The organism is Allobosea sp. GW821-FHT09G06 (assembly GCF_059416005.1).
On the sequence record NZ_JBWKOI010000009.1, the window covers coordinates 26,265 to 41,664 of the forward strand.

General features: G+C 67.5%; 17 protein-coding genes. 7 read left to right on the forward strand and 10 right to left on the reverse strand.

Features of this window, described 5'->3' with window-relative positions; all coding sequences use genetic code 11:
* Positions 1-49: 49 nt before the first annotated feature.
* The gene (locus tag AC07NY_RS25425) at positions 50-385 is read left to right on the forward strand and encodes a YkvA family protein (protein WP_494586082.1); all 336 of its coding nucleotides are present in this window, start codon (positions 50-52) and stop codon (positions 383-385) included.
* 7 nt (positions 386-392) lie between these two features.
* On the opposite strand, the gene AC07NY_RS25430 is transcribed toward AC07NY_RS25425, so the two are convergent.
* The gene (locus AC07NY_RS25430; protein ID WP_494586054.1) at positions 393-1,367 is read right to left on the reverse strand and encodes an NADPH:quinone oxidoreductase family protein; all 975 of its coding nucleotides are present in this window, start codon (positions 1,365-1,367) and stop codon (positions 393-395) included.
* A gap of 185 nt (positions 1,368-1,552) precedes the next feature.
* Between AC07NY_RS25430 and AC07NY_RS25435 the strand changes: the two genes are divergently transcribed.
* The 3 genes from AC07NY_RS25435 to AC07NY_RS25445 all read left to right on the forward strand — a co-directional run bounded on the left by AC07NY_RS25435 (position 1,553) and on the right by AC07NY_RS25445 (position 4,103).
* Positions 1,553-2,164, forward strand: coding sequence for an invasion associated locus B family protein (locus tag AC07NY_RS25435; protein ID WP_492288318.1), 612 nt, complete (start codon positions 1,553-1,555; stop codon positions 2,162-2,164).
* A gap of 229 nt (positions 2,165-2,393) precedes the next feature.
* The gene (gene rlmN, locus AC07NY_RS25440; protein WP_494586055.1) at positions 2,394-3,620 is read left to right on the forward strand and encodes a dual-specificity RNA methyltransferase RlmN; all 1,227 of its coding nucleotides are present in this window, start codon (positions 2,394-2,396) and stop codon (positions 3,618-3,620) included.
* A gap of 3 nt (positions 3,621-3,623) precedes the next feature.
* Positions 3,624-4,103 carry a hypothetical protein gene (locus AC07NY_RS25445; protein ID WP_492288316.1) on the forward strand — a complete coding sequence of 160 codons (480 nt, stop codon included), beginning with the start codon at positions 3,624-3,626 and terminating at the stop codon, positions 4,101-4,103.
* Positions 4,104-4,109: 6 nt separating this feature from the next.
* Here the strand turns inward: AC07NY_RS25445 and ggt are convergent, their stop codons facing one another.
* Complete coding sequence (gene ggt, locus AC07NY_RS25450) at positions 4,110-5,846, reverse strand: gamma-glutamyltransferase (protein ID WP_494586056.1); 1,737 nt, start codon at positions 5,844-5,846, stop codon at positions 4,110-4,112.
* 175 nt (positions 5,847-6,021) lie between these two features.
* On the opposite strand from ggt, the gene AC07NY_RS25455 reads away from it, so the two are divergent.
* The 3 genes from AC07NY_RS25455 to AC07NY_RS25465 all read left to right on the forward strand — a co-directional run bounded on the left by AC07NY_RS25455 (position 6,022) and on the right by AC07NY_RS25465 (position 8,124).
* Positions 6,022-6,573, forward strand: a complete 552-nt coding sequence (locus tag AC07NY_RS25455; protein WP_492288342.1) for a LemA family protein — start codon at positions 6,022-6,024, stop codon at positions 6,571-6,573.
* A gap of 142 nt (positions 6,574-6,715) precedes the next feature.
* Entirely contained in the window at positions 6,716-7,519 is an 804-nt protein-coding gene (locus AC07NY_RS25460; protein ID WP_494586057.1) for a TPM domain-containing protein, read from the forward strand.
* Entirely contained in the window at positions 7,519-8,124 is a 606-nt protein-coding gene (locus AC07NY_RS25465) for a TPM domain-containing protein (RefSeq protein WP_492288313.1), read from the forward strand. Before AC07NY_RS25460 ends, AC07NY_RS25465 begins: the two co-directional genes overlap by 1 nt.
* Before the next feature lie 17 nt (positions 8,125-8,141).
* Here the strand turns inward: AC07NY_RS25465 and AC07NY_RS25470 are convergent, their stop codons facing one another.
* The 8 genes from AC07NY_RS25470 to AC07NY_RS25505 form a co-directional block, all read right to left on the reverse strand.
* Positions 8,142-8,909, reverse strand: coding sequence for a DUF1223 domain-containing protein (locus tag AC07NY_RS25470; protein ID WP_494586058.1), 768 nt, complete (start codon positions 8,907-8,909; stop codon positions 8,142-8,144).
* A 68-nt stretch (positions 8,910-8,977) separates the two neighbouring features.
* Positions 8,978-9,949 carry a lipid A biosynthesis lauroyl acyltransferase gene (locus AC07NY_RS25475; RefSeq protein WP_494586059.1) on the reverse strand — a complete coding sequence of 324 codons (972 nt, stop codon included), beginning with the start codon at positions 9,947-9,949 and terminating at the stop codon, positions 8,978-8,980.
* Positions 9,950-10,170: 221 nt separating this feature from the next.
* Positions 10,171-11,193 carry a zinc-binding dehydrogenase gene (locus tag AC07NY_RS25480; RefSeq protein WP_494586060.1) on the reverse strand — a complete coding sequence of 341 codons (1,023 nt, stop codon included), beginning with the start codon at positions 11,191-11,193 and terminating at the stop codon, positions 10,171-10,173.
* Positions 11,194-11,220: 27 nt separating this feature from the next.
* Positions 11,221-11,967 carry an SDR family oxidoreductase gene (locus AC07NY_RS25485; RefSeq protein ID WP_494586061.1) on the reverse strand — a complete coding sequence of 249 codons (747 nt, stop codon included), beginning with the start codon at positions 11,965-11,967 and terminating at the stop codon, positions 11,221-11,223.
* Positions 11,964-13,244 carry a beta-ketoacyl-ACP synthase gene (locus AC07NY_RS25490; protein WP_494586062.1) on the reverse strand — a complete coding sequence of 427 codons (1,281 nt, stop codon included), beginning with the start codon at positions 13,242-13,244 and terminating at the stop codon, positions 11,964-11,966. The genes AC07NY_RS25485 and AC07NY_RS25490 overlap by 4 nt, the downstream gene beginning before the upstream one ends.
* Positions 13,245-13,255: 11 nt before the next feature.
* Positions 13,256-14,389 (reverse strand): beta-ketoacyl-ACP synthase, encoded by a 1,134-nt coding sequence (locus AC07NY_RS25495; RefSeq protein WP_494586063.1) that lies wholly within the window; start codon positions 14,387-14,389, stop codon positions 13,256-13,258.
* A complete protein-coding gene (locus AC07NY_RS25500) occupies positions 14,386-14,850 on the reverse strand; it encodes a 3-hydroxyacyl-ACP dehydratase FabZ family protein (RefSeq protein ID WP_492288306.1) in 465 nt (154 codons plus the stop codon). The genes AC07NY_RS25495 and AC07NY_RS25500 overlap by 4 nt, the downstream gene beginning before the upstream one ends.
* 128 nt (positions 14,851-14,978) lie before the next feature.
* Positions 14,979-15,260, reverse strand: a complete 282-nt coding sequence (locus AC07NY_RS25505) for an acyl carrier protein (protein WP_047580420.1) — start codon at positions 15,258-15,260, stop codon at positions 14,979-14,981.
* Positions 15,261-15,400: the final 140 nt, after the last annotated feature.

Here is a 15,400-nt window from a genome sequence, read left to right on the forward strand (position 1 = left end):
AAAGACAGGGATGAGCGAGGGGTTCAGCGCAAGCTTCAGCCGCGAGGAGATGGAGGCGATCCGCAAGAGCCTGCGCGACGAGGCGAAGTTCGGGTCTGATTTCATGGCCCGGCTCAAGCGCGTCGCGAAGCGTATTCCGTTTGCCGAGGATTTGCTGGCGGCGTGGTTCTGCGCGCGCGATCCGGCGACGCCGCGGCGCGTGCGGATGACGCTGCTCGCCGCGCTCGGCTATTTCGTGCTGCCGATCGATGCCATTCCCGACATCATGCCGCTGCTCGGTTTCACCGACGATGCGGCGGTGATCGCCGCTGCCATCGCGGCCGTCGCCGGCTCGATCACGATCGAGCATCGCGAGCGGGCGAAGAAGGCGATGGCGGAGCTCTGAGACTCCGTCACAGCGTCAGGACGATCTTGCCCTTGGCCTTGCGGTCGGCAATCAGCGCATAGGCTTCGGTCCAGCGTTCCAGCGGGACTGTGGCGTGGACATGGGCGCGGATATGGCCGCCCGCCGCCCAGTCCAGCAGGCGTTCCATATTGCGGCGATGGCCGGCCGGATCTCGCGCGACGAACTGGCCCCAGAACACGCCGCGCAGGTCGCAACCCTTGAGCAGGAGCAGGTTGAGCGGGATTTTCGGAATCTCGCCGCCGGCAAAGCCGACCACGAGATAGCGTCCTTCCCAGGCCATCGAGCGCAAGGCCGGCTCGGCCAGTTCGCCACCGACCGTGTCGTAGAGCACGTCGACGCCGCGGCCCTCGGTGAGCTTCTTCAGTCCGGCGCGGATATCGTCGCGGGCATAATCGATCTCCTCCTGCGCGCCGTGTTCGCGGGCGAGCGCCAGCTTGTCGGGCGAGGAGGCGCAGGCGATGACATGGGCGCCGAGCAGGGCGCCGATCTCGACGGCGGCAAGCCCCGCGCCACCGGAAGCGCCGAGGACGGCGAGCGTCTCGCCCGCTTTCAGTCCGGCGCGCTGGATCAGCCCGTGCATGGCGGTGCCATAGGTCACGAAGAGCCCGGCCGCTTGCGCATCGTCGAGCCGCTCGGGAATGCGGATCAGCTGATCGGCGGAAACCGCGACCTTTTCACGCGCCGCGCCATAGCCCAGCCAGGCCGCGACGCGTTCGCCGATCTGCCAGCCGGTGACGCCCTCGTCGATGGCGGCGATGGTGCCCGCGCATTCGGCCGAGGGCGAAAAGGGGAAGGCAGGCTTGGTCTGGTAACGGCCCTGAATGATCAGCGTGTCGAAGAAGTTGAGGGCGGCGGCCTTCACCGTGATGACGACCTCGCCGGGGCCGGGTTCCGGATCGGGCAGGTCGCGGATCGCCAGTTCCTCGGCCGGGCCGTGATGGTCGCAGAGCAGGGCTTTCATCGTTGATCCGCCTTCGTCGTCGCTGGATCTGATTTTGGCATGGCCGGAGACGGCGCGGAACCGCCCCGCCGCCATTCGTATTTTCGCCAGGATCGTGACACTCTATGCCGCCGTCCCCGCGTGAGCGCGCCTGATCAACAGGTGGTAAACGCGGTATTAAGTTTTTTAGTGACTGATGGCGGTCCATGATCAGCTCGTTCCTCCGCACCTCCCGCGCCGCTGCCCTCCGTTCTGCTCTTGCTGCCACCCTCGCGGCGGGCGGCATCGCTGTGCTGTTGCTGCCGACAGGCGCAGCCGCCCAGCAGCGCGCCAAGCCCGCTCCGGCCGCAGCCGCTGCTGCCGCCAGTCCCGGCCAGGGCCAGGCCATGCTGCTGGAGACGGCCGGCAAGTGGCAGGCTTTCTCATCCCAGCAGGGCCGCTCCAAGGTCTGCTACGCCCTGTCCAAGGCCGAGACCCGCATTCCCACCAATCTCAAGGATGTCGAAGGCCTGCTCTTCGTCTCCAGCCGGCCGGGCGAGGGCGTGCGCAACGAGATCAGCTTCGTGATGAATTTCGACCTCAAGGAAGGGGTCGAGCATCAGGCGATCATCGGCAACGAGCGCTTCGCGCTGGTCGCCAAGGGCCAGAACATGTGGCTGAAGAACCCGGCCGAGGAGCCGCGCATGCTCGACGCGCTGCGCCGTGGCTCCGGGCTTGAGATCAAGGGCACGTCGAAGCGCGGCAACCCGACCAGCGACAAGTACTCGCTCGCCGGCATCAGCCAGATCGTCAAGCGGGCCGAAGACGCCTGCAAGTAAGGCGCGGATAGCGATATCGAGGTCGAGCCCGAAGGCTCGTCATGCCCGGGCTTGACCCGGGCATCTTATGCCGGAAGTAGCTCTCTGCGCCTACGTGTCCGGAGATTCTCGGGTCTGCGCTTCGCTCCGCCCGAGAATGACGACGGGGCTCGATTTCCGATTTCTGCCGAATTGTGCTAGGGAGCCGCGAAATCCCGCGCCTTCCCCGATGGGCGACGACAGAGCTCCGATGACCGCATCCGTTCCCGCTACCGCCGCTCCGGCGGCCGAACCCGTTTTGCGACGCCCCTCGCTGGCCGGGCGCACCCGCGCCGGCCTGACCGAGGCGCTGGCCGAGATCGGCGTGCCTGAGAAGGAGCGGCGCATGCGCGTCGGCCAGCTCTGGAACTGGATCTACCATTACGGCGTGCGCGATTTCGACGCGATGACGACGATCGGCAAGGGGCTGCGCGGGCAGCTCGCCGAGCGCTTCTCGCTCGATCTGCCGACCGTCACGGCCGAGCAGGTCTCGACCGACGGCACCCGCAAATGGCTGATGCGCATGCCCTCGACCGGTCCGCATGACCGCGGCGCCGAGATCGAATGCGTCTATATTCCCGAGGTCGACCGCGGCACGCTCTGCGTCTCCAGCCAGGTCGGCTGCACGCTGACCTGCACCTTCTGCCATACCGGCACGCAGCGCCTGGTGCGCAACCTCAAGACCGAGGAAATCGTCGCCCAATTGATGGTCGCGCGCGACCGGCTCGGCGATTTCCCGAACCGCAAGGCACCGGACGGCGCCTTCGTGCCGAATGATGGCGGACGCTTCGTCTCGAACATCGTCTTCATGGGCATGGGCGAGCCGCTTTACAATTTCGACGGCGTCCGCGACGCGATCGGCGTGATCACCGACGACCAGGGCCTGTCGCTCGGGCGCCGGCGCATCACCGTCTCGACCTCGGGCGTGGTGCCGCAGATCGGCCCGCTCGGCGAGGAGATGGGCACGATGCTGGCGATCTCGCTGCATGCCGTGCGCGACGACCTGCGCAACGAGCTGGTGCCGCTCAACAAGAAATACCCGATCAAGGACCTGCTCGAGGCCTGCCGGAACTATCCGGGCCTGTCGAACGCGAAGCGCATCACCTTCGAATACGTCATGCTGAAGGGCGTGAACGATTCCGATGCCGAGGCGCGCGAACTCGTCCGCCTGCTCAAGGGCATCCCGGCCAAGATCAACCTGATCCCTTTCAACCCCTGGCCCGGCACGAAATACGAGTGCTCGGACTGGGACCGGATCGAGCGCTTCTCCGAGATCGTCTTCCGCGCCGGCTATGCCTCGCCGGTGCGCACGCCGCGCGGGCGCGACATCCTCGCCGCCTGCGGCCAGCTCAAGAGCGAGACGGAGAAGCTTTCCGCCCGCGCCCGATTGATGCTGGACGAGGCGCAGGCCGACGCTCCCGCGGTTGCGGCGGAGTAAGCCTTGCTGCGCTGGATTCTGCTGATCCCGTTCGCCTGCCTCGTTGCGATGGGCGCGGGCGTGGCCTTCCTCGCCATGGCAAGTGTTGCTTCGCCGGCCGTGGCCATGCTGATCGGCGGCGGCATCGAGCGATTGATCGATATCCTGTTCGGCCTCGCCGAGAGCGGGGTCGATCCGGCGCCGGCCGCTCAGGCCGCCTTCGCCCTGATCGGCAAACTCGGGATGGCGATCATCGTGGCGCCGGTGGTGCTGGTCGCGGTCGGCAGCGAACTCTTCCGCCTGCGCAGCGGCCTGCTCCAGAGCGGCTTCACCGGTTTGCTGGCCGCGCTGCTGCCGCTCGCGATGCTCCGGCTGTCGCGCGCGCCGAGCACGGCCGAGATCCAGATCATCTCCGGCCTCTTCCTGGTCGGCGCGGCGACGGGCTTCGTCTACTGGCTGATCGCCGGACGCGGCGCTGGTGGCGAGCGCCCGGCGCAGGCTTAACGCCTTTCAATCGCCGATCGCGACGCCTTCACGGCGGCCATCGGCACCGCCCAGGAAGCCTTCCGACGTCTTGACGATGGCCTGCGTGCCCGAGGTCATTTCCAGCAGGCGGACCTCGTGGCCCTTCGCTTCGAGCGCAGCCTTCCAGGCCTCGGCCTCCGTGCCTTTCTCCAGTTCGGTCGGGCCGTTGCGGCTGCCGAAATTGCCGAAATCCACGGCCTGTTGCGGGTCCATCTTCCAGTCGAGCAGGGCGACCAGCGTCTTGCCGACATAACCGATGATCTGGCTTCCGCCGGGCGAGCCGACCACGGCGTAGAGCCGGCCGAAGGCATCGAAGACCAGCGTCGGGGCCATCGAGGAGCGCGGGCGCTTGCCGGGCTCGACGCGGTTGGCGACGGGCTTGCCGTCCTCCTCGGGGGCGAAGTTGAAATCGGTCAATTCGTTGTTGAGCAGGAAGCCGCCCTTGGTCATCAGGCGCGAGCCGAAACCGTCCTCGATCGTCGTGGTCATGGCGACGGCGTTGCCGTCAGCATCGACGACGGAGATATGGCTGGTGCCGTTCTCGATGCCGTCGGAGGGGGCGAGGAGTTGCGCCCGCCGATGCGGCGGATCACCGGGCTTGGCGCGACCCATCGAGCGCTCGGGGCTGACCAGTCCGGCGCGCGAGCGAATATAGTCCCGGTCGATCAGGCCGCGCACGGGCACGCTGATGAAGGCGGGATCGGCGAGATAGAGCGCACGGTCGGCAAAGGCGAGCCGGCCGGCCTCGGTAAACCAGTGGGCGGCATCGGCGCCCGGCCCCATGCGGCGCAGGTCCTGGCCTTCGAGGATGCCGAGCATCTGCTGGAGCGCGACCGCGCCCGAGCTCGGCGGGCCCATGCCGCAGAGGCGCCAGATCCGATAGGCGCCGCAGACGGCCTCGCGCTCCTCGACCTTGTAGGCGGCGAGATCGGCGAGCGTGATGTCGCCGGGATTGGTCGGATGGCCGGTGACCGTCGCGACGATGTCCTCGGCGATCGCGCCCTTGTAGAAGGCGTCCGGGCCCTGGACTGCGACAGCGCGCAAAGTCGCGGCGAAGGCCGGGTTCTTCAGGACCGAGCCGACCGCCTTTGGCTTGCCGTCCGGCTCGTAGAAATAGGTGGCGGCCAGCGCGTTCCTCGGCAGATCCTTCTCGCCTGCGAGCAGGCCGTTGAGGCGCGGCGAGATCGCGAAGCCTTCCTCCGCCAGCTTCAGGGCCGGGGCGACGACATCGGGCCAGGGCAGCTTGCCCCAGCGGCGATGGGCGTCTTCCAGCAATTTCAGCGTGCCGGGCACGCCGACCGAGCGGCCGCCGACCACGGCCTCGCGGAACGGCATCGGCTTGCCGTCCTTCATGAAGCGATCGGGCTTGGCGGCGGCCGGCGCGGTCTCACGGCCGTCGAGCGTCGTCACCTTGCGGCCGGCCTCGTCCCAATGGACGAAGAAGGCGCCGCCGCCGATGCCGGAGCTCTGCGGCTCGACCAGATTGAGGACGAGCTGGATGGCGATGGCGGCGTCGGTGGCGCTGCCGCCGGCACGCAGGATGTCGCGCCCGGCCGTCGCGGCCAGCGGATTGGCGGCTGCGGCCATGAAGCGCTGGGCCGTTCCCAGCGACTTGATCGTCCGCCCGGTCGCGGCCTCGGGAGCCGGCGCTTGCGGTTGGGCGACGGCGATCTGGGTGGCGAGCAGGGCTGCGGGAACCGAGAGAAAGAGAGACAGGCGCATGGGCGAAGCTCCGGTGAGAAGCGCAGGATAGGCTATTCGTCGCGGCCTGACAGCTTGGATGGGCGGGCGCTGGCGGGTAAGGTCCGAATCGCTTGTTCTGACGTTGCCAAAAGGGGTTTTCGGCATGTCGATTGTGACTCATCTCCGCCGGCCGCTCACCTGGCTTGTCCTTGGCATGCTCGGAATCGTGTTGGCCGGTTGCGGTTACAACAACGTGCCGACGCTGGAGGAAAAGGCGAAGGCGGCCTGGTCCGAGGTACAGAATCAGTATCAGCGCCGGGCCGACCTGATCCCGAATCTGGTGGAGACCGTGAAGGGCTATGCCGCGCAGGAGCGTGAGGTGCTGACCGCCGTGGTCGAGGCCCGCGCCAAGGCGAGCCAGGTCAAGGTCGATGCCTCGACCATCAACGACCCCGCGAAGTTCAAGGAATTCCAGGACGCGCAGAACCAGCTCACCGGCGCGCTCGGCCGGCTGCTCGTCACGGTCGAGCGCTATCCGGAGCTGAAGTCCAATCAGAACTTCCTTGCCCTGCAGTCGCAGCTCGAGGGCACCGAGAACCGCGTCGCGGTCGCCCGGCGCGACTACATCCAGGCCGTGCAGGCCTTCAATACCGAGATCCGCACCTTCCCGGGCGTGATCTGGGCGAAGCTGTTCTGGGGTGCCAAGCCGATGGAGACGTTCACGGCGACCGCCGGTGCCGAGCGGCCGCCGGCGGTGAAGTTCTGAGGTCGATCGGCTGAATCCGGTGGCAGCGACCAGCCCGTCATGCTCGGGCTTGACCCGAGCATCTCCTGCCAGAGATTCTCGGGTCTGCGCGGAGTTTATCCTTGGGCCGACCAAAGGTCGGACCCGAGGGCTGCGCCCGAGAATGACGCTCTGGCACGCGGCGGTATTGCTGCTCCTGCTGCTTTGGAGCAGCTTCGCCCTCGCTGCCGAGCCGACCTACCCCGCCGTCACGGGGCGGGTCGTCGATGGCGCCAACCTGCTCGCTCCAGATGTTCGACAGCGGCTTGAGGACAAGCTCAAGGCGCATGAGGACAAGACCTCCGACCAGGTGGTCGTCGCGACGGTGCCCTCGTTGCAGGATGTGACGATCGAGGATTTCGCCAACGGTCTCTTCCGGCACTGGAAGCTTGGCGAAAAGGCCAAGAACAACGGTGCCCTGCTGATCGTCGCTCCCAAGGAGCGCAAGGTCCGCATCGAGGTCGGCTACGGCCTCGAAGGCGCGCTGACCGATGCGCTCTCCAAGGTCATCATCACGACGGCGATCGCGCCTAAGTTCAAGACCGGCGATTTCGCGGGGGGCATCGAGGCCGGCGTCGACGCCATCCTGACGATTCTCGCGGGCGATGCCGAGGAATGGCAGCGACGCGCCGAGGTGCGCTCGGACGAGAGCACGCTGGGCGAGGATATCGCCGTCGTCATCGCGATGATCTTCATCTTCCTGTTCATCGTCGCTTTCCTGCGCGGCCTGAGCCAGCAAGGCGGCGCGCGCCGGCATCGCCTGCGCAACGGGCAATGGGTGACACTGCCGCAGAGCACGGGCTGGAGCACCGGGTCCGGTTCCGGTTCGGGCTGGAGCGGCGGCGGGGGTGGCTGGAGCTCGGGCGGCGGCGGATTTTCCGGTGGCGGCGGCTCCTCCGGCGGTGGCGGAGCTTCGGGAGACTGGTGATGGATGCAGCCGACAGGGACGCGATCGCGGAAGCCGTGCGCCGGGCCGAGAGCCTGACCGCGGGCGAGATCGTCGTGGTGATCGACCGGGCGGCGTCGAGCTATCGGAACGTCCCCGCGATGCTGGCGCTGACGCTGGCGCTGTTCGTACCCTGGCCGCTGCTGTGGCTGACGGTGATGAGCGCGCCGCGCATATTCCTGATCCAGCTGATCTGCGCAGCCGGCCTGTTGGCGAGCCTGCTCTGGTATGGTCGTGGCGGACGCTTCGTGCCCGGCTTCGTCAAGCGCGGGCGGGCGCATGACGTGGCGCTGCGGGAATTCACGGCGCGCGGGCTGACCCGGACCAAGGGGCGCACGGGCGTGCTGCTCTATATCGCGCTGCAGGAGCGCTATGCCGAAATCCTTGCCGATACCGGCATCGACGGGCTGGTCGAGAAGGATACCTGGCGCGGCATCATCGAGCCGCTGCTCGCAGCCGCGCGCGAGGATCGCCTGACGGAAGGGTTGATCACCGCCGTGAGCTCGGTCGGGACGGTGCTGGCCCAGCACGTGCCGCCGGTGCCCGGCGATGTCGACGAGCTCTCGAACAAGGTGATCCTGCTATAGGCAGCGGCGCTTCCGATTCAGCGCTTCGCCAGTCCCTTGGCGGCGCCGAGGATCGCGCCGGGCATCATGTGGCCGTATTTGTTGGCGCGTTCGGCCTGGACGATCACGACATAGCCATCGGCCTCCGGCGCCTGCGTGGCGGAGAGCGGTGCGGTGACGGTCGCCTCCTTGCCGGTCCAGTCGCCGACGCGCACCATGCCGCGCACGACATTGGCGTAGGTGAGCGTCCGGCCCTGGTTTTCGCCGCGCGTGATCGGTACCGCCGCCTGATACGTGGTCGGCAGGATCCAGATTCCGGCCGTGGTCTCGCTTTCGTTGCCGGCCGGCGCGATCCGGATCTGGAGGGCGCCGTTCTCTTCCTTCAAAGCGATGCGAGCGGCGAATCCGGTGGTCGCGAACTGGTTCACCGCTTTTTCGATCTCGGGGCGTTCAGAGCCGATCGCATGGGCGGCGCCGTTGATCACGACCTGCGGGGTGTAGACCTGCCCGTCGCCGCGGGCTTTGGCATAGAGCTTCTGCCGCTTGGCGAAGGAATCCTTGCCGAGCGTGTCCTTCCAGCCGAGATAGTCCCAATAGGTCACCGGCAGGGTCAGGGCGATCAGCTCGGGATCCTTGGCCAATTCGACGACCAGGGCATCGGCCGGCGGGCAGGAGGAGCAGCCCTGGCTGGTGAAGAGCTCGATCACCGCCTTGGGCGGCTTTGCCGGCGCCTGCGCGTGCGCGGTCGCCATGCCCAAGGCAAAGGCGGCAACGGTCGCTGCGAGATGGCGCGGGCGAGGGAACATGATCGGGACTCTGCGGACGACTTCTTTTCCTGAGGTTACCAAAGCCCGCAATCGGCTTGCGAGGGAAATCACGTTGCCTTGAAAACGGGCACGGTCGCGTTGGCGTGATCGAAGGCTTCACGCGCTGCGGCCGAGATCATGTTGGGCCGCCAGCGGCGATGCATCCAGAGCCATTGCTCGGGATATTCGCGCACCCAGCCTTCCACCACGGCCGTCATCATCGCCATCGCGCCCTGGACGTCGATCTCGCCATTGGCGTCGCGTGGCAGGTCGAGCGGCGGCGTCAGCTCCAGCCTAAAGCGGTGGTTCGGCAGGCGGATGACGCGCACGCCATGGACCGGGCATTCGAAGCGCTTGGCGAACTTGCCCATGATCGGGTTGGTCAGCGCGGGGCGGCCGAAGAAGGGCACGACGACGCCGCGGGTGAAATGCTGGTCGATCAGCATGCCGAGATGGCCGCCGTTCTCCAGCACGCCCTGCATGGCGAAGGCCGCGCCCTGCCTGGCGGCCGCGAGCCCGCCCATCGCGCCGGAACGAATCTCGTGGACGACAGCGGCGATCGCCGGGTCGTTGGGGGCGCGGAAGACCGCGGTGGTATCGAGATCATAGGCCTGGGCGCAGATCGCCGGCAGTTCCCAATTGGCGAGGTGGGTCGAGAAGATCAGGCCGGGCTTCTCGTCGTCCTTCAGCGCAATGAAATGCTCGATGCCCTTGACCTCGACGCGCGAGGGTTTGTCGGGGTTGTGGTAGTCGTAGTCGAACAGCGCCTTGAGATTGGCGTATTCGCCGGCAACGCGGCCGAGATTCTCCCAGGCACCGCGCGCGATGCGCTTGACCTCGGCCTCGTCCTTCTCGGGGAAGGCTGCGCGGATATTGGCGAGCGCGACGCGGTTGACCGGGATCAGCGGGCTCGCGCTGCGCAGGAGCCAGCCGCCGAGATCGCTGGCGCGCTCGGGGCCGAGCATGCGCAGGAACGCGAACAGCGTCCGGATCACACCGATCATCGCCGCCGCGCCGATGCGCGCGGCGATTGCCTTCAATCGTCTCAAGGTCGGTCCTGCCCCAGAGCAGGTCCGCGTCGCTGCGCAACGCACACTTGCTCTGCCCATTTGTTTGGTCGCATTTTCTTCACGCGACCCGGTGCCCACTTCGCTTGAAAATGCTCTAGCTCGCCCGTGCCGAGAGCAAGACCGGGCCTTGAACGGGCGATCTGGGGCAGGAAGCCGCCCGCGTCAAGTCCTTGGCGGGGAACAGGTCCCGATCAGAAGGCGATGACGACCTTGCCGAAGACCTTGCGGCCCTCGATGCGAGCGAGACCCTTCTCGAATTCGGCGAGCGGGAAGACCGAATCGATCACCGGCTTCATGCCGCCGGCCATCTTCTCCAGCGATTGCGCGATGTTCTCGATGCGGCAGCCGAAGGAGCCGGTGATGCGGTATTGCTGCTGGAAGAGCTGCATCAGGTTGATCGTCGCCGAGGGGCCGGAGGTCGCACCGCAGGTGACGAGCCGGCCGCCGCGCTTCAGGCAGAGCAGCGAGCCGTTCCAGGTGTCGGCGCCAACATGCTCGAACACGACATCGACGCCCTTGCGGCCGGTGAGCTTGCGCACGACGCCCTCGAAGCGGTCCTCGCGGTAGTTGATGACATGGTCGGCGCCCAGCGCCTTGGCCTTGGCGCCCTTCTCGTCGTCGCCGACGGTCGTATAGACCGTGCAACCGATCGCCTTGGCCATCAGGATCGCGGCCGTGCCGATGCCCGAGCCGCCGGCATGGACGAGCACGGATTCGCCGGGCTCCAGCTTCGCATTGTCGAACAGCATGTGCTGGACCGTGCCGAAGCCGATGGGGGCGCAGGCCGCATCCTCGAAGGAAACGCCCTTCGGCGCCTTGATGGTGAGGCGCGCCGGGCGGTTCAGCAATTCGCGGGCGAAGCCGTCGATATGGAAGCCCATGATGCCGGCGACGTTCTCGCAGAGATTGTCGCGGCCCTCGCGGCAGGCCTTGCACTGGCCGCAGGTATCGGCGCCGTAGGCCGTCACGGTGTCACCGGGCGCGAAGCCGGTGACGCCCTCGCCAACGCAGACGATCTCGCCGGCCGCCTCGACGCCGGCCGCCTGCGGCATCTTGCGCTTGGCGAAGGCCATGCCGCGGAAGCCCCAGAGGTCGAGATAGTTGAGCCCGACCGCCTTGATGCGGATCTGCACCTCGCCCGGACCGGGCGGCGGTGGCGGCTCGATCTCTTCCAGGCGCAGGTCGCGGTCGCCGTGGAGCTGGAGGGAACGCATGAAAATCGACCTTTCAGAACAAACGGATCAGCGGTGAATGCCGAGCTGGGCCGTCAAACCGCCATCGATCGGCAGCACGGTGCCGCTGATATACGCGGCGGGCTCGCTCATCAGGAAGGCGGCGAGGCCGGCGACCTCTTCCGGCTTGGCGAAGCGGCCGGCCGGGATCTGCGCTTGCATCTTGTCGCGATAGGCGGCGTAGGGCGCCATCATGTCGGTATCGACGAAGCCCGGCGCGATCACGTTGACGGTGACGCCGCGCTTGCCGGTCTCGACAGCGAGCGTCTTGGCGTAGGAGATCAGTGCGCCCTTGGAGGCTGCATAGGCGGCATTGCCGGGATTGCCGCGCAACGCGGCGACCGAGCCGATCGCGACGATGCGGCCGGCACGTGCACGGATCATGGCGCGCATCAGGCTCTTCGCGAGCCGGGTGAAGGCCCAGAAATTGACCTGCATCGCCGCCTCGGCCTTGTCCTGCACCATCATCGCGGCCAGCGAATCATAGGGCTGGCCGGCATTGTGGACGAGGCCGAAATAGCTTTCGCCCTCGCGCGCCTCGCAGAAGGCGTCGAGCGCGCCCTTGTCGGCAAGGTCGAGCGGCAGCGCGGTAATAGCGCGGCCGGGATGGCTCGTGGCGATCTCCTGCGCCAGCGCCTTCGCCTGCTCGGCGGAGGATCGGAAGGTGAAGTCGACATCGTGGCCTGCGGCGGCGAGCGCGCGCACGATCGCGGCGCCGACGCCCTTGGCGCCGCCGGTGACGAGAACTTTTGTCATGCGGCCTCCGGAGGCGCCGTCAGCACGAGGCAAGTGTTCTGGCCGCCGAAACCGAAGGAATTGGAGATCACCGTCCTAACCTTCGCCTCGCGGGCCGTGTTCGGCACGACATCGAGCGCGATGGCCGGATCGGGGTTCACGTAGTTGATCGTCGGCGGGATCAGGCCGTTGGCGATGGTCATGAAGGAGATCACCGCCTCGACCGCGCCGGCCGCCGTCAGCGTATGGCCGATCATCGACTTGTTCGAGGAGATCGGCAGGCTCGCCATGCGCTCGCCGAAGACGGCGGCGCAGCTCATCGCCTCCATCTTGTCGTTCTCGGGCGTCGAGGTGCCGTGCGCGTTGATGTAGTCGACGTCGTCGGGCGTCAGCCCGGCATCGGCCAGCGCATCCTGCATGGCGAGGATGGCGGGCTTGCCGTCCGGGCTGGAGCGGGTGCGGTGGAAGCCATCGCCGCGCTCGCCGCAACCGGCGACGATGCCCAAAATGGTCGCGCCGCGCGCCAGCGCATGGTCGTAATCCTCCAGCACCAAGGCGCCCGCGCCTTCGCCCATGACGAAGCCGTCACGGTTCTTCGAGAAGGGCTTGGCGGCGCTTTCCGGCGGGTCGTTCTGGGTCGAGAGGGCCGAGAGCAGCGAGAACCGGATCAGCGCCTCGGCATGGATCGAGCCGTCGGTGCCGATGCAGAGGGCGGCTTGCGTATCGCCGCGACGGATCGCCTCGACGCCCATCTGGATCGCGGTCGCACCGGAGGAGCAGGCGGTCGAGAGCGAGATCGGCGAGCCCTTGGTGCCGAAACGGTCGGCGATATGGTCGGCGACGCCACCGAAGACGAAGAGCTCGTGCATCGCCCGGAACTTGCCGGTGGCGGCGGCGCGCAGCAGACCGTCATAATCGACCTCGCCGGAGACGGCCTGGGCCATCTCCTGCTTCTGCGGCCATTCCATCTCGACGGGCGGCACCGCCATGAAGAGTTCGCCGGGGAAATCGCCGTCGGTGCCGATGCCGCTCTGGCCGACGGCTTCCTCCGCCGCGAGCGTCGCGAGCTTCTCGGAGAGCTGGGGGGCAGTGAACGGTCCGTCGAACAGGAAATCGACGGTGCCGCCGATGCTGGTCTTCAGGCCCTCGGTCGGGAAACGATCGATGCGGTGGATGCCGGATTGGCCTGATGTCAGGGCCTGCCAGTTGGTTTCCTTGCCCTGGCCGAGCGAGGTGACGACGCCCAGGCCGGTAACGGCGACGAGCGGACGGCCCTTGGCGTCGCGATGCGTGGTCATGGTTTCAACCCTCACGCTTGAATGAGATGTGCGGCGCCTTCGCCACGCCAGTGGCCGGCGCCTGTGACGATCGCTTCCTTGGCCTGCCCGGCTGACAGGGCGATTGCCGCCAGCGCCACAGAAACCGGGAAAGCCGCCTCGACGCCATGGCCGACGAGATCGCCGGCCGCGATGCGCTTTGCGGAAGGAGCCGCGGCTGCGATGGCCGCCGCTTCCTCTCCGGTGATGCCGGCGCAGCCGGTCGCGGCGGAGATCGCGAGCGCCTCAGTGGCGACCGGGCCGAAGCCACCGAGCAGCGTCGTCAGGGCCGACTGGACCGTGCCAGCCTCGCGGCGGCTGCGCGCGGCGCCTGTGTGCTTGAGCTTCGCATAGGCCTTGGCGCCACGGGCGGCGGCGCGCTCGGCCGATTCCAGCACGAGGAAGGCACCGGCGCTGCCGGTGATCAGGCCCGGAGCGTCCTCGCGCGTGAAGACCGGCTTGAAATCGTCGCGGTGCAGATAGCCGCCGAGCTCGAAGAGCAGCAGCATGTCGCGCCGCTCGGCATTGTAGGCGCCGCCGACGAGCATCAGGTCGGACTGGCCCGAGGCGATGCGGGCATGGGCGGTGCGGATCGCATCGACGCCGGCCTGCTCCTCGCCCATGAAGGTGCGCGACGGGCCGGTGACGCCGTGGACGATGGCGATGTTGCCGGCGAGCAGGTTGGAGAGCTGGGCCAGGAAAAGCGTCGGCCTGAGATCGCCCATCAGGCGCTCGTTGAGGAAGGCGCCGGTGTCGTTGGCGCCGCGCAGGCCTTCGAGGATGCCGGCATCGACGGCATGGTCGCGCTCGCCGCCGCCGGCCGCGACGATGACCTGCAGGGCACTCTTCGCCTCGGCATCGTCCTTCAGCCCGGCGGAATCGAGGGCGAGGCCAGCCGTGTAGACGCCGAGCCGCTGCCAGGGCTCCATCTGACGCTGGTCTGATTTCTTCGGAATCTGCTTGTCCAGTTCCAGCGCCGCCAGCGGGTGGAGCGGATAGGGCTTGAAGCTCTCGGTATCGACGACCGGCGGCCCGCCTGCGGCGAGCGCAGCGGCATGGGCCTCGACGCCTTCGCCGAGGCTGGAGGCGATGCCGATGCCGGTGATGACCACGTCGCGGCGGTTCATGGCGCAGGCTCCGGCTTCAGGCCGATGGCTTCGATGCGGCCTTGCATCAGCGCGCGCATATCGGCGGGGAATGGCATCAGGCGGAAGCGCAGTTCGGCATCGCAGATCGGCTTGCCTTCGCTGGTCAGCTTCACCTTGGTGGCCGCATAGCCGGAACCCTCGATCACCAGCTCGGCGCTGGCTTCCAGTTCGGTGCGGGGCTCGACGAAGGTGCGGAAGCGCGCCTTGTCGACCGTCATCAGGAACGGCATCTGCGAGAGCCCGTTGAGGCCGAGCAGGAGATAGCCCGAGGCCTGCGCCATGGTCTCGGTCAGGAGCACGCCGGGCACCAGCGGGTGGCCGGGGAAGTGGCCCTCGAAGACCGGGCTCTCGGCGGGAACGGTGGAGCGCGTCACGATGCGCTTCTGCGACGGATCGAAGGTCACGACCCTGTCGATCATGTCGAAATATTCGAGGCGCATGCGATCCTTGACTCTATCGGCGCCAGAACGGCGCAAGGCCGCGACACGGATCGGTCGATCCGCGCAACGGCCCCTATGCTCTATCGGGAGCCGCGCGCCGGCTCAAGTCCGGCGGCGGCGGAAGGCTGTTACGCCTTCTTGGCAGCGACGAGATCGTCGATGCGCTTGCAGAGGTTCTCGAGCACGAAATACTGCTCGGCCGGGGCCTTGCCCTCGTTGACTTCCTGCGTCCACTGCTCAAGCGGCAGCTTGATGCCGAAGGCCTTGTCGATTGCGAAGGCGATGTCGAGGAAGGCCAGGGAATCGATGCCGAGATCTTCGATCGCGTGGCTCTGCGGCGTGATCTTTTCCCGCGGAATATCGCAGGTTTCGGAAATGATGCCGGCGACCGTCTCGAACGTGGCGGACATGCTGCGGGTGCTCCCGTCTGTTGTCGGTGATGGCGGACGACATCCGAGCGCGGGAACTCGCCCTGCGCCTGCCCCTAGTCGCCACCGAGGATGACTGAACCGCCCCCTTACACTGCGGCGGGCGCGAGGACAACCGGGAG